The following is a 13,649-nucleotide window of genomic DNA, read 5'->3' as shown; positions in this document are numbered from 1 at the left end:
CTCGCCGCCCTCGCAGAAGTCTGGAGCCGGCGCGTTGCATCTGAGCTTTGGCGGCTCGCGAGCGCCCACCCGGTGCGTCCTGTTTTTCGCCTAGCTGGCCTGAAGCGGACTGTCCCCTTTGCGCAGCCCTCTGCTTCCCCAGCCGATCCCAACGACCCCAGTCACTGTGCAAGGTTCTGCACGTGCCAGCCTCGCTCGATTAACCGTTGTGTGTTGGCGGCGGCGCCTTTGCCGCTATCAAGGGAGCTGGCTCGAATCGCGAGACACAGGAGATGGGTGGGACGCGTCATCGCCACGTAGGCCTGCATCAGGCGTTGTACTGCCGCCCGGCTGGTGCATTTCGCACCATTCGCATGATTGCCCAGCATCCAGGGCATCAGGGCGTCGAGAAAGTGCGTACGGTTGAAGGTCTCAAGCAATAGCGTTGCAAGGTGCGTTTGGCCCTTGGTCTTGTGGATCGATCCCAGGTGGATGTCGACGCAGCCCGCTGTGGAAACGTATCGGTAGCAGTTTGCCGCCGCCGCAAGCGTCGGGGTCTTGTCGTCTATGGCTGTGGGGGCAAGCGCGTCCGGCCATGCCAAGTAGTCAGTGGCAGCGATTGCCTGCGCATCGCCGTTGCCAATTGCAGCGCCGAGCATCCTCAGCCGGGGCTGAAGCTCGTTCCACCGAGCCGGATTCAGAGGCTCCCTGTCGATCAAGTAGCGCGCCAGCAGGTCGCGGTAGATGGCGCGCGCGTCGCCTCGCGCGGCAAGTCTTTTCTCCAGCAGTAGATGCTGCCGGCTGCTTGCCTTGATCTGGGAAGACCCAGCCTGCAGGTTGGCCAGATAAGAGATCGCGGCGGCGACGCCGTCAACGCCTCGATGAAGCGGACCGCCGCTCGAGGCAAGCTTTCGGGCGGCCACAAAGGCTTCAGCAAGCGTGGCTGGGCGATGCGTCAGGCGTTCTGCGCCCAGCTGGTACTCATGCCAGTAGTGTGATACCGACTTGGGGAAGTGCTCGTGGCCGGGGCCGACATCGGGGGCCGGCTTGTGTACGGCTCCTACCGCCGTGACCGAGCCTGACGAAATCACACTGCCAGGCAAAGCTTCGACCACGTGCCGCCCGTACGCTGCCAAGACACCGGACGCGTCGTCGTCAGGAAAGACAAACACCGTGTGCGCATAGCCCTGCGGAGCGCCTTGGTGCGATCTGGCCCCCTTCAGCCCCGCGGGCTGGACGGCACGGTGTGCGAGCGGGTTCGCAAGTGAGGCGATGGAAGCGTCGAAACGGAAGGAATCGGAGATGTCAACGCGCCGGATCGCATCGGGGAACGTGTCAGCCAGCGGGCCGCTGGCGCCCTCGAAGATGGTCTGGTTCGGGTCTCCGACGCGCTGTACGCAGATGGCGACCTCGTCGCGCGGAAACAGCTTGCGCAGGAACGCGCTTTGCTGCTCCGATGTGTCCTGCATCTCATCGATCAGGATGACGGGAAAGCGGCTTTGCAGTGTCGAGGGCAGGTCTGGGCGCTGTGCTAGTAGCGATTCACCTAGCAGGAAGATCTCGTCGTAGCAGAAGTAGCCTTGCTCGGCTGCGTACTGCATCGCGGCCGAAGCGTACTTGTACATGTTGGTATGAGGACCGCTCGGGAAGGAGGTACCGCTAAGGGGCGACGCGAAGTTGGCGCTGCCAAGTCGCAGTTTCTCGAAGGTGATGACTTGACTCTTCTCGAGATAACGTTCCAGCGTTCGATACTCACGCAAGTCCAGTGCTCGCCGGCGAACCCTCGTCGTCATCTCGTCGTCGATTGCCGCGAGGCGGTAGCCGGCCGAAATCAGCCATGGTGTGGCCAGGAACCGGTTCACGAAGCCGTGAATGGTGTCGATGAAATGCGGGTACATCAGCAGCCGCTGGCCGACTTCGGTATTGCCGAGGCGGCGGGAGATCTCCTCGCGCGCGACGTTCGTGTGCGAGAGCACGCAGATGCCGCGCGTCGCGCTCTTCCACTTACGCGCGAGGATGGCTAGCTTCGCGACAACGAGGGTCGTCTTTCCGCTGCCAGGACAGGCCGAAACGTCCACCGTCGTCAGAGACTTGAGGTATGCCCGTCGGGATTCATCGATGCCGCGCAGCTTGAGGAGGGCGATCGCCCAATCGAGGTCCTCATCGGTGATCGGATCGGTCAGGTCGGCGGTGGCGGTCATCGTCACGTCGACTCTGCCGTTCCGACGTGCGAGGCCGCACGAGGCGGCGGCGTGGTGGCGAAGTCGACCGCATCTTTGATGTAGCGCGGCAGCCTCGCTGACAACCAAGCGACGTCGTACGCGCCGGCCTCGTTGCCCTCGGTCAGCAGGTCAGCAAGGTACTGCGCCGCGATCGACTTGGACGCGCGCTTACTTGCGAACATCTCGTAGATGTGGGAGCTCAGCACGGCGATGTCTCCAGCTGCATTACCCCAGAGTACTTCGTAGTCGGCCAGGGCAAGCTTGACGACATCGTCGGACGTTTTCTTTCCCTCATTCAGGGCATCGTCGTTTGCTGCGAGTACTGCGGCGGTGTAGACCTCCCGCGCAAGGCCACTGAATGCCAGGTCGTACTCAAGCGTCCACTCATCGGCCACGAAGGTCTTCACGTTCTGCCCATCGCCGCTCGCGAGTCTTTCGCGCTTTGCGCGGAGACCAGCCTGCAAGCTGCCCGCAGTCGCGGCGACTTCACGCTTGACACGCCACTTTCGCCGCGGACTGCCCCACGTCGGGTCGTCGTCACCCGAGACCAAGCCCAAGATGCAAGGTGCGCAGTCGGGCATCACGTCCATATCCGCAAGGCATGCTGTCGGGATGGCGAGCGTTCCTCCTGATGGTTCCCGTCGTTGAAGAATGCGGGCATAGCGGCGCAGGCCAGTGCCACCAACGTTGATGATCGACACACCGTGCGCAGTCAGGTCCCGGCCGAGCAGACGAGCCAGCGTCGGCAGCAGGATCGCCTCGCCGTCCCCCTCCACCACGATTAGGCCGCGGGCGAAGAACAAGTTGGCCTTGGTCACATCCAAGAAGCGCTGGAGGAATCGGTAATCACTCTCGCTCAGCTGAGTCTCACCTTTGGAGAGCGAGTAAGCAGCTTGTCGATGCAGCAGCACGATGTTTTCGAGAGCGATCTTGGACGTGAGATTCGGGCTGTGGCTAGTGAGGATGACCTGCACTTGGCGGCGGCCTCGTTCAGCCCGCGTTGCGGCGGCAAGAAACTCCATCAGCCGCAGTTGCCGCTGGGGATGGAGGTGGGCTTCAGGCTCTTCGATCAGCAGAAGAGGCAGCCCATCTGGCTCCTTGCCGAGCAGGAGAAGCTCGCAGGCCATGAAAAGGAGGTTGTTGGAGCCAAGCCCGTAGGTACCCCTGGGACGTCCGTCTGGACCGGCGAGCAGGTCCAGTTCAAGTCGTTCCAGGATCTGCCGCAGCTTGGCTGCGTCCGGTCCCGCATCGGAAAAAGAGATGCGTCCTTGAAGGTCTTCGCCCGCCAGGGAAAGCTGGGTTAGGTAGTCGGTGTTGATGGCCCCTTGGGCTTGCAGCACGCCTTTGTGCTGGTCAACCAGGTGTCGCATGTAGTCGGATAGCCCCGCCAAGCTCAGCGCCGCCGCCTGCTTCGCATCAAGCGGAGGGACGGCCCCGTCGAACGGCTGTCCTGATCTGATTTCCGGGAAGTTGTTCAGGATCTGGGAAAGGCGCGAGCCTCGCCCCGGGGACATCTCGCGTTCGGCATCTCGAAGCGGGCGCAGGTAGGCCGTCGCCAAGAGCTGCCGGGTCGCGGACTCGAACGTAGGGCCATCACCGTTCGGGCCGCTGCGGACACTGACGTCGACCCAGCGCCTGCCGCCAGGCGAATCGGCAAGCCTGCGCGCAAACCAGTGAACGTAGAGGAAAGCGTGGGGGCCGTCGTAGGTGAGGTACTCCGCAAACGCACCCTTCTCGGCGGAGGTCAGGTGCGTCAGCCTGGCCCTGATCGTGATCTCCGTGGCCTGGTCGCCATCCGGCTTGAGGTGGAAGTCCTCAGGCTGCAGGCGCATGAAGTCCATGTCCCTGGTCGTCAGAACATGCCGGATGGCGTCCATTACCGCGGTCTTGCCGGCGTCGTTTTCGCCAACCAGCGCCGTGACACCCTCATTGAAAGAGACCGTGAATGGGCCCTCACTCCCGAATTGGCGGAAGTTCTTGATCGTCAGCTGTGACAGAAACACCCCACCCCCTTTGGTCAGAGTCGAACTGGCAGACATCGACGACCTGTTTCGGCTTGGAGAGGCCCCGGGTCGTTTTTGGGTCCGTCCGATCCTAACTCGACAGGAGGGATGTGTATCCGGATGTACCTCGGGAGTCCACGGCGCTGCGACGCGATCAGCACGGCGACGTCGAGTCAGCTTCGGCGTTGCACGGACGGAGGGTGCACGCCAGCCGCAGCAAAGACGGGAAAAATGCGGTTCTGGCAGCCCTTGGTGGAAACTGATTCTGAGGTCGGCTAGCTCCGGCCATGTGCCAAAAATACCCGCCAAATCATGGCCTTAAGGCAAGGGTGCTGTTCTCGGTTTCACCATCTTTGGGTGCGGATTTCACCTTCTAATGCAGCCCCGCATGTTGTGCGTCAGAAAAATAGCCGTTGACTCAGAACAGAGGCGTTTACCGGTAAACACAGCTGCTTACCGGGTACCAGGACCTGAGAAATTGAGCTGCTAACTGCGCCAGTCGGCTCTGGGTGGCTAGGCCAACAGGATGCTCAACGGCCTGTTCGCAGCAAAAGGTCGGCGCTCGACCGCCAGGTCCAGCGAGTCGAAAGAGGTGGTGAAGCTCCCTTTTCGGACGAAACGGGGGTTGCTGTCCGCTTTCGGAGGCGGATTCAACCGGTCAGTGCAACACGCTACTCTGCGAAAGCAGAAGGAGTGTGGATGCGGAGAAGAAGACCAAGAACCAAGAACCAAGTACACGGAGACTCAGAAGGCCTTGATGTGGGAGCGTTGGAAGAAGGGAGAAACCCTCCACCAGATTGCTCGCCGCTTCGATCGCCCGCATACCTCGATCCGGCAGGTCCTGGTCGAATCAGGTGGCATTCGCCCTCCGGAACGCCGCCGCTCTAAGTTGGCTCTGACGCTCGCGGAGCGAGAGGAGGTCTCCCGTGCTTTGGTGGCCGGAGAGTCGATACGTGCTGTAGCAGCTCGGCTCGCGCGGGCTCCCTCGACCATCAGCCGGGAAATCGCCCGTAACGGTGGCGCCTGGTGCTATCGAGCAGCGCAGGCCGACCAGGCCGCCTGGCAGCGAGCACATCGTCCTAAGCAGTGCAAGCTGGCTCAGAGCGCCACGCTGGCTCGCCTGGTGACGCGCAAGCTCCAGAGCCAGTGGTCCCCCGAGCAGATCGCAGGCTGGCTAAAGCATACTTACCCAGGCGACGAGAGCCTGCAGGTGTCACACGAAGCCATCTACCGAAGCCTCTTCATCCAGGCGCGAGGTGCGTTGAAGAAGGAGCTGCTTGAGCATCTGAGGCGAACGCGTGGAATGCGTCGCTCACGTCACCACACGCAGAAGACTCACGTGCATGGCAAGATCTCCGACGCCATCTCGATCAGCGAACGCCCTGCTGCGGTTGAGGATCGGGCAGTGCCAGGCCACTGGGAAGGCGATCTGTTCTTTGGCAGCGCCAACAGTCAGATCGCGACCTTGGTGGAGCTACAGACTCGCTACGTGATGCTGGTGAAGGTGGCCGGCAAGGATACGCAGACTGTGGTGGATGCTCTCGTGCGCCACGCTCGTAAACTGCCACAGGAACTCTATCGATCACTGACGTGTGACCGCGGCAAGGAACTGGCAGCTCACAAGCGCTTCACTTGGCCACGGACATCAAGGTGTACTTCTGTGATCCTCAGAGCCCATGGCAGCGCGGCTCGAACGAAAACACCAATGGGCTGCTCAGGCAGTACCTGCCCAAAGGCCTCGACATCTCAGGCTACTCACAGGCCAGCCTGGATGCGATCGCGCGGAAGTTGAACGAACGCCCGAGGAAGACTCTGGGCTACAGAACACCGGCCGAGATGTTCGACGAATGTGTTGCGTCGACCGGTTGAATCCGCCAAAGAGACCCGACATACATGGCCCCCGCACCGGTCCTAAAGCGACGCATGAAAGGGCCAACGTCGAAAAGGCGGTAGGCGCCATCGCACTTCTGCAACTTAGAGAACTCCTTAATGCCTGCACGTGTTGCTGTCGTCTTGTTCTGGCTGGCCGTCCTCGCGGTATTGCACGGCCTCCTCTACCTGCAGTACGCGCGTGGGGGGTTATCCATTCAGCCTCCCGCGCATCGACTCCCTGAAGTACGCCGTGGGCACCTCCGTCGGGATCTTCCTCCTGGTGGCCGTTTTGTGGCGGCTTACGAGTGGCGGCCTAGTTTGGCGCATCCAGCGTGCGATCGAGGCGCGTCGAGCGCGGCGGCGCATCGCCCGGCAGTTCGGCTTTACCGGATCTAGATGGTCCAAGATGGATTACTTGATTTTCTTCGGCGGGGTTGCAGGGGCCGCGGCGGGCTTTTGGCGCGGGTATGACATGGGATCCGCGTGGGTGGTCGTCGGGCCGATCCTCGGTGCCTGGGCGGGGATGTTCGCGGCAATACTGCTCGTGCCGGCGGCGGCTGCGGTCTTGGGCCTGGGCTTTATCGGATTGCTGGTCTGGGCTCTCTACAAGATGCTGAGCTTCGGCTTCTGAGCGCTTGCCGCCCGCCTGATTTTCGCCCACAGGCTCGGGCCGGGCTTCCGACCCATAACAGGCGGCGCCTGATGCACGGAGTTCGTTGTGTCAAGCGGCGCGAGGAGGACGCGAGTGAGCCTGAAGTTCATCGGCTTCAAATTCCGCAACCCGGCGTTCGACGGGCCAGGTGACCGGCGCGTGTTAGCCACGGTCATTCGGGAGCTGCAGCGCATGATTACGCCCGACCTGGAGCTCCAGGCGGCGATCCGCGCGTACAGGGACCACCGTTGCAGGGACGCGCACGAGCGCCGGATCATCGGCGACCTCGACCAGCTGATCGTCCACCGAGTGAACCAGACCGGCCAGATCTCATACAGCGGGTGGCTTTGGGACGAGCACAAGATCGACGCACGGAGCGACCCCGAGACGTACGTACGGTCGCAACGATATTGGCTCGACGCGATCGCGCAGGAGTTCAAGCCTTGAGACCCTCGGGGCTACCCACTCCGGAGAGGCATTTTCGTCTCCCGCATGCGGGTAAAACGCATATTGAAGCTCGATCGACTGCGGTTACGAGGCATAAGCGGCGCGCGCGATGAGTTCCTGATGGCTGCGGCAGCTCAAAACCTGCGACGAATGGCCCGCTGGCTCACGCCGGCAACTGTATGAAATGACCCGGCGCGCACGGCGCGCCGCAAGCGCACAAAAAGCTCCGGCTCAGTCCACCCGCATCAAGCCCGCGCGCTTGGGCGCCGACGAGTTTTTCAAAACTATCGGCCAGAAGCAGACGTTGTGAGCGCGGAAGTCTCTGCAGGCTTTCTTCGCGCGAGGGTGTGCGAGTGAGCATTTCGCCAGCGTGGCCGATGTCGTACGGCAAGGCGCGTCAAATAGGGTACTTTTTCCAGAGCGCGCGAAGCCGCCGCATCCTGCACCTGTCCGCTCGGGCCTTGGACGACGTCGTGTCTTCGGCCTAAGTCTGTCGCTGGCCGGCCGAGTAAACGTACGGGTGTCCGTATAATGGCCGCATGTCGACGCTCCTTCGCACGCGCTCTTCCGACGGCGTTCTGCGCATCACCCTCCACCGGCCCCAGGTTCGCAACGCTTTCGACGCCGCATTGCTCGAAGAGCTGCGGCTGGCTTTTGAGGAGGCGGCGGCGGACGCCTCGGTCCGGATCGTCGTCCTGGGCGGTGCGGGCACGCATTTCTGCGCCGGCGGCGACATTGAATGGATGAAGCGGGTGCTCGCCGCCTCGCCGGAGGAAAAGCGCGTCCACGCCATGCAGGTCGCGGGCATGTACCGCGCGGTCCATGCACTCCCCCAGCCCCTAGTGGCCCAGGTGCAAGGCACCGCGATGGGCGGCGGCATGGGGCTGGTGTGCTGCGCGGATTTCGTAGTGGCGGCAGCCGATGCCCGGTTCGCACTTAGTGAGAACCGGCTCGGGATCGTTCCCGCGGCGATCTCGCCCTACATGGTGGCTGCCCTCGGTGCACGCCGGGCCGTCCAGCTGGCGCTGGCGGGCGAAACCGTGGACGTCCAGCGGGCGCGAGAAATCGGCCTGGTCACCCACGTTGCTGCACCGGGTGCGCTGGAAGCGGAGGTGCGCGGACTGCTCGCCCAACTCCTTGGCTCCGCGAGTGGCGCTCAGCGCCAGACCAAGTCCCTGCTGCGCGCGGTGGAGGCCCAGGCGCCCGACGCTCATCGCGAAGCGCTCGCGGTGGATGCGTTGGTGACCGCCTGGAGCGGCGGGGAAGCCGCCGAAGGGTTCCGCGCTTTCCTCGAGCGCAGCGTGCCGCCCTGGCGCGTGACGCCGGTACAGCAGCATCCGGCTGCAGCGGGTTAGTTCCATGGCGAGGCCCGTAGGCGTCAAGGGCGCCGACACTATGCGCGCGATCCGCGCGGCGGCCATCCAGCGCATCTACCGCCACGGCTTCGAGGCCATGAACCTGCGGGACCTCGCCGCGGACGTGGGCCTGAGCCTGGGCTCGCTCTACAACTACATCCCGCAGAAGCAGGAGTTCCTGGCGGTGCTGCTCGAAAGCATCATGCAGGAACTGCTGGCGGACTTCGCCGCGTACATGGCCGGCGTGGAGGGGCCGGCGGAGGCCATGGAGCGCTTCGTGCGCTTCCACATCACGTGGCACACGGCGCGCCGGGAAGAGGTGTTCATCGGCAACATGGAGCTGCGCAGCCTCTCGCCGGAGCAGTATGCGCGGGTGGCCGCGCTGCGCAAGACGTACGAGAGGCAGCTGCGCGACATTCTTTCCCAGGGCAAGAAGCGCGGCCTGTGGAAGGTGGAGAAGGTGCCGGTGACTTCCAAGGCCCTGCTGGCACTGCTGACCGGCGTGAGCGTTTGGTACCGACCGGACGGTGACCTGTCGCAGGAGCGGCTGGTGCGCCTCTACCAGGCGATGGTGGCGCGCATGCTGCGCGCCGGTGAATGACTCACCGCGCGAGCAGCGCTTCAATCTGGTTCTTCTGGATCTTGCCCGTGCTGTTGCGTGGGAAAGCCGCCGCCTCCAGGAAGCGCACCTCCCGCGGGACCTTGTAGCCGGCCAGCCGCTCGCGGCACCAGGCCTGCAGCGCTTCGGCGGAAGGTTCGCCTTCCTTCAGCGCTACAAAGGCGACAGGAACTTCGCCCCAGCGAGCGTCCGGACGCCGCACCACCGCCACCTCGGCCACGTCGGGGTGCGACAGCAGCACGCGTTCGATCTCGGCCGGGTAGACGTTCTCGCCGCCGGTCTTGATCAGGTACTTGCTGCGGTCCACGAAATCGAGCGATCCGTCCAGGCGGCGCACGAAGGTGTCGCCCATGTGGAACCAGCCGTCGGCGAGCTCGCTGGCGTCGTAGCCGTCGCCCTCCCAGTAGCCCGAGAAGACGCTCGGGCCGCGCACCAGCATGTGGCCTGGCGTGCCGTCCGGCACGTCGCGGCCGTCCAGGTCCACCAGCCGGATGCGGCACCAGCCGAACTCGCGCTTGGCCAGCGTCGCCGGGGGCTCGCCTACGGGCAGCAGGTGCCCGGAAGCGGGCGCGAGGCCGGTTTCCGTGGAGCCGAAGGTGTTGAGGTAGGGCGCCTGCAGCAGCGTGGTGAGTTCCGCCACCTGCTGGCGCGGCACGAGGTCGGCCATCGCGCCCACCATGCGCACGCCCTGCAGCGCGTGCGGCCGGCTGCGCAACTCCGCGATGAGCGGTTCGATCACGCCGGGCATGGCCAGCAGCCATCCGATGCGGGCCTCCTCCAGCGTGCGGCATATCTCCGGGGCGGAAAAGCCGTCCTGCACGTGGACCTGCGCGCCGAGCAGTAGGGTGGCCAGCGCGTGGTCGGTGGCGGCCATGTGGAAGAAAGGGGACCAGGCGATAAAGCCGTCCTCGCGCCGCAACCCGTATTCGGCAATGAAGGCCTGCGCCCGGGCCACCATGGCGCGTTGACTCACCAGCGCGCCCTTGGGCAGGCCGGTGGTGCCGCTGGTGTAGAGGATCAGGAAACCGGACTCCGGGTCAATGGCAGTGCCCTGCGGCGGCGTAGGTGGCAGTCCCTGCAGTTCCTCCTTGGCTCCGTCCAGTGCCAGGACCGGCACGTCCTCCAGTGGCAGCGCCTGCAGTGCCGGCCGGTAGCGGTCTGACACCACCACCAAGGCGGGCCGCACCAGCCGAATGCAATGCAGTTGCTCGTCGCCCTGCAGCCGCCAGTTCAGGCACGCTACGATCAGTCCCATGCGCGCGGCGGCGAGCTGCAGCTCGAGGTACTCGTTCCGGTTCTCGGACCAGAGCGCCAGCCGCTGCCCGCGCTGCAGGCCGCGCTGTGCCAGCAGCGTGTGCCAGCGCTGCACGCGTGCTTCCAACTCGCGGTAGGTGACGACTTGGCGGGCGTCGCACACCGCCGGTGCGTCGGGCTGTATGCGCACCTGTTTCAGGAAGAGGTCGGTCAGGTCCAGCCGGGCGACGGGCGGCAAGGCATTCATGGTGTCTCCTGCGTGGGGGATCCGTTCTTCGCCGCCCGCAGGGCGGCCAGGCTGCCACTGTGCATCAGGCGGCCGTTGAGGCGGCGTCCGATGATGCGCTGGGCCAGCCGCGCCGCCTCCACCAGGCGCTCCAGGTCGACCCCGGTTTCGATGTTCAGCTCGTGGCACAGGAACACGAGGTCCTCGGTGCAGATGTTGCCGGCGGCCGCGTGGTCCACGTGGCCCGAGAACGGGCAGCCGCCCAGCCCCGCCACTGAGGAATCGAACAGGTCGACGCCTTCCTTCAGGGCTGCGTAGGCGTTGGCCAGGCCGAGCCCCCGTGTGTCGTGCAGGTGCAGGCCGATGCGTGCGTCCGGAAACATTTCGCGTGCCAGGCCCACGCGCTCCCGCACCGACTCGGGATTGGCCCAGCCCACGGTGTCAGCGAGAACCACGCGTTGCAGCCGCACGCTAGTCTCGTCCTGCACCCGCGCCATCTGCTGCAGCGCCTGCCGCAGGCGCGGCAGCGGCACTTCGCCTTCGAAGTTGCAGCCGAAGGCCGTCATCAGGTAGGCGGTCTCCACCGGCAGGCCGCGTTCGTGATAGCGCTGCACCCATTCGCGCTGCGCCTCGGCGTGCGCCTCGGCCGAGGCGTTGTTGTTCATCCGGCAGAAGGCGTCGGTGGCGTAGAAGTAGAGCGAGCCTTCCAGGTCCACTTCGGGTACCGAGGCCGCGCGCTGGAAGCCGTTCGCATTCAGCCAGAGCGCGGTGTAGCGCACGCCCGGCCGCTTGCGGATGGCGCGGAACAACTCGGGCGCATCCGCCATCTGCGGCACCCGCGCCGGATTGACGAACGATGCCACCTGGATCTGCCGCAACCCCGTCCCGGCTAGCGCCTCCACAAGCTCGGCGCGCTGCGCCACGGTGAAGCCGGGCGGCTCGATCTGGAAGCCTTCGCGCGGGCCTTCCTCGCGGATCTCTATGCGTCGGGGGAAATTCGTCATGCTGCTCGTCTCTGTTTCAGGCGGCAGGTGCAAGGCGGAACACCTCCTGGTTGCGTTCCACCTTGGTGCCGGACGCGCAGCCGACCCAGTCGACGACGCCCGCGGCCGGCGCGGCGATGGACATTTCCATCTTCATGGATTCCAGGGTGGCGAGCGTCTGTCCCGCCACCACCGCCTGCCCAGGCTCGGCATGCACCGCGATCACCAAGCCCATCATCGGCGCAACGATGGCGCCCGCGCGGGATGGCCCGCCGGCGGAGCCGGAGGCATGCAGCGGCGCGACGTCCAAGGCCAGCTGCGTCGCACCCAGTTGCGCCCACAGCCGCCGCGGCAGGGAGACCGCCGCCACGATCCAGGTAGAGCCATCCACGTCCACCCGGTGCGCGTGCCCGTCGGCGAGGGGCTGCACGCTCACGCGGTGCACCTGGTCGTCCACCCGCACCTGCCAGGCGCCGCCTTCAGCGGGCGCGCCGAAGCCGATGCGCCACGACGCGGTGGGGGTGCTAACCTGGTAGCGCAGCGTCACCGGGATGTCGGCGTGGCCACGGTGCATGCGCCAGCCAGCCAGGTCGGGATCGCCCCAGGCGCCCGCCGGCGCCGGCGGCTGGTTCGCCAGCCGCCACAGCGCGAGGGCCGCCGCCACGTGCCGGCTCTCCGGCGCCGGGGTGCCGCGCGCCGCCAGCCATTCGTCGATGGTCTCGGTGTGGACGGCGTTGGCCTGCACCAGCGGTTCGGCCAGCAGCTCTAGAAGGAAGCCGCGGTTGCTGGTCACGCCCAGCAGCGTGGTGGCCTGCAGCGCATGGCGCAGCGCGTCCAGTGCTTCCTGCCGCGTGGTGCCGTGCGCGATCAGCTTGGCGATCATCGGGTCGTAGTGCGGGCTGATCTCGTTGCCCGCCACCACGCCGGCATCGACGCGCACGCCCGGTCCGGCCTCGAAGACGTGGATGGTGCCGGTGGAAGGCAGGAAGCCCTGCTCGGGGTCTTCGGCATAGAGCCGGGCCTGCACCGCGTGACCGCGCAGCGCCGGCACCTCCGGCTGGCGCAGCGGCAGGCGGCGTTCACAGACGGTGCGTACCTGCAGTTCCACCAGGTCCAGCCCAGTCACGCATTCGGTGACCGGGTGCTCCACCTGCAACCGCGGGTTGACCTCCAGGAACACGGCGCCTTCGTCCGTCACCGCGAATTCCACCGTCCCCAGGCCCAGGTACTGCGTGGCCTCGCCGAGCGCCACGGCATGGGCCCACAGCCGCTCGCGAAGCGCCAGCGGCACGCTGGCGGCGGGCGCTTCCTCCACCACCTTCTGGTGACGCCGCTGCAGCGAGCATTCGCGGTCGCCCAAGTGGATCACGCCCCCGCGGCCGTCGCCCAGGATCTGCACCTCCACGTGGCGCGGACGGCTCAGGTAGCGCTCCACGATCACGCGGCCATCGCCGAAGGAGGAGCGTCCTTCGCGGATGGCGGCGGCCACGGCCTCGGCGGCATGCTCGCGGCTGCGCAACACGCGCATGCCCTTGCCGCCGCCGCCCGCTACCGCCTTGACGATGCAGGGCGGGGGCAGGGCCTCAATGGCACGCAGGACCGTCTGGGGATCGTCGCTCGCTTCGAGCAGGCCACCGGCGGTGGGGATGCCCAGCTGCTGCGCCAGCGCCTTGGCCCGGGCCTTGTCGCCGAATAACTCCAGGGTCTCGGGCGCCGGACCGATGAAGGCGAGGCCCGCGGCGGCACAGCGGCGCGCGAGCTCGGGGTTTTCCGAGAGGAAGCCGAAGCCCGGGTGGATGGCATCCGCGCCCACGCGTTGCGCGGCGCGAACCACGGCCTCGATGTCAAGGTAACTCTGGCGCGCCGGCCCTTCCCCGATCAGCACCGATTCGCCGATCTCGCGCACGTGCAGCGCCTGGGCGTCGGCGCTCGAGTGCACGGTCGCCACGCCCGCGCCCAGGCGGCGGAAGGTGCGTGCCATCCGGCAGGCGATCTCGCCGCGGTTGGCGACCAGGATCTTCTTGTACATGGCGGTCT

The 13,649-nt window shown here is 65.7% G+C and carries 9 protein-coding genes and 1 pseudogene; 5 read left to right on the top strand and 5 right to left on the bottom strand.

Annotation, left to right across the window (positions count from 1 at the left end):
* Positions 1–161: 161 nt before the first annotated feature.
* Together PE066_RS08665 and PE066_RS08660 are read right to left on the bottom strand one after the other, a co-directional pair.
* Positions 162–2,180, bottom strand: a complete 2,019-nt coding sequence (locus tag PE066_RS08665) for a UvrD-helicase domain-containing protein (protein ID WP_271236535.1) — start codon at positions 2,178–2,180, stop codon at positions 162–164.
* Between the two features lie 2 nt (positions 2,181–2,182).
* Positions 2,183–4,240, bottom strand: a complete 2,058-nt coding sequence (locus tag PE066_RS08660; protein ID WP_271236146.1) for an ATP-dependent nuclease — start codon at positions 4,238–4,240, stop codon at positions 2,183–2,185.
* Positions 4,241–4,961: 721 nt separating this feature from the next.
* Here PE066_RS08660 and PE066_RS08655 point away from each other — a divergent pair.
* From PE066_RS08655 to PE066_RS08630, 5 genes and pseudogenes are all read left to right on the top strand, one after another.
* Positions 4,962–6,073: pseudogene (locus PE066_RS08655) on the top strand (IS30 family transposase).
* Positions 6,074–6,326: 253 nt separating this feature from the next.
* On the top strand, positions 6,327–6,707 hold the full coding sequence (locus PE066_RS08650) for a hypothetical protein (protein WP_271236145.1): 381 nt from the start codon (positions 6,327–6,329) through the stop codon (positions 6,705–6,707).
* A 114-nt stretch (positions 6,708–6,821) separates the two neighbouring features.
* Entirely contained in the window at positions 6,822–7,175 is a 354-nt protein-coding gene (locus PE066_RS08645; RefSeq protein ID WP_271236144.1) for a hypothetical protein, read from the top strand.
* 539 nt (positions 7,176–7,714) lie between these two features.
* Positions 7,715–8,530, top strand: coding sequence for an enoyl-CoA hydratase-related protein (locus PE066_RS08635; RefSeq protein ID WP_271236143.1), 816 nt, complete (start codon positions 7,715–7,717; stop codon positions 8,528–8,530).
* A gap of 4 nt (positions 8,531–8,534) precedes the next feature.
* On the top strand, positions 8,535–9,131 hold the full coding sequence (locus PE066_RS08630) for a TetR/AcrR family transcriptional regulator (RefSeq protein ID WP_271236142.1): 597 nt from the start codon (positions 8,535–8,537) through the stop codon (positions 9,129–9,131).
* A 1-nt stretch (position 9,132) separates the two neighbouring features.
* Here the strand turns inward: PE066_RS08630 and PE066_RS08625 are convergent, their stop codons facing one another.
* Genes PE066_RS08625 through PE066_RS08615 form a run of 3 tightly spaced genes read right to left on the bottom strand, consistent with a single transcriptional unit; the run spans position 9,133 to position 13,641 of the window.
* Entirely contained in the window at positions 9,133–10,650 is a 1,518-nt protein-coding gene (locus tag PE066_RS08625) for a class I adenylate-forming enzyme family protein (protein ID WP_271236141.1), read from the bottom strand.
* Positions 10,647–11,633 (bottom strand): hydroxymethylglutaryl-CoA lyase, encoded by a 987-nt coding sequence (locus tag PE066_RS08620; protein ID WP_271236140.1) that lies wholly within the window; start codon positions 11,631–11,633, stop codon positions 10,647–10,649. Before PE066_RS08620 ends, PE066_RS08625 begins: the two co-directional genes overlap by 4 nt.
* Before the next feature lie 16 nt (positions 11,634–11,649).
* Positions 11,650–13,641 (bottom strand): ATP-binding protein, encoded by a 1,992-nt coding sequence (locus PE066_RS08615; RefSeq protein ID WP_271236139.1) that lies wholly within the window; start codon positions 13,639–13,641, stop codon positions 11,650–11,652.
* Positions 13,642–13,649: the final 8 nt, after the last annotated feature.

It is taken from the genome of Ramlibacter tataouinensis (genome assembly GCF_027941915.1).
Taxonomy (GTDB): domain Bacteria; phylum Pseudomonadota; class Gammaproteobacteria; order Burkholderiales; family Burkholderiaceae_C; genus Ramlibacter; species Ramlibacter tataouinensis_C.
Note: the sequence above shows the minus strand (reverse complement) of the source record. Positions and strands in the feature narration are given on the sequence as shown.

Coding starts and splice junctions, on each gene's coding strand:
- PE066_RS08625 (WP_271236141.1), bottom strand. CDS start 10,650: ATGAATGCCTTGCCGCCCGTCGCCCGGCTGGACCTGACCGACCTCTTC.
- PE066_RS08665 (WP_271236535.1), bottom strand. CDS start 2,180: ATGACCGCCACCGCCGACCTGACCGATCCGATCACCGATGAGGACCTC.
- PE066_RS08620 (WP_271236140.1), bottom strand. CDS start 11,633: ATGACGAATTTCCCCCGACGCATAGAGATCCGCGAGGAAGGCCCGCGC.
- PE066_RS08635 (WP_271236143.1), top strand. CDS start 7,715: ATGTCGACGCTCCTTCGCACGCGCTCTTCCGACGGCGTTCTGCGCATC.
- PE066_RS08660 (WP_271236146.1), bottom strand. CDS start 4,240: ATGTCTGCCAGTTCGACTCTGACCAAAGGGGGTGGGGTGTTTCTGTCA.
- PE066_RS08630 (WP_271236142.1), top strand. CDS start 8,535: ATGGCGAGGCCCGTAGGCGTCAAGGGCGCCGACACTATGCGCGCGATC.
- PE066_RS08615 (WP_271236139.1), bottom strand. CDS start 13,641: ATGTACAAGAAGATCCTGGTCGCCAACCGCGGCGAGATCGCCTGCCGG.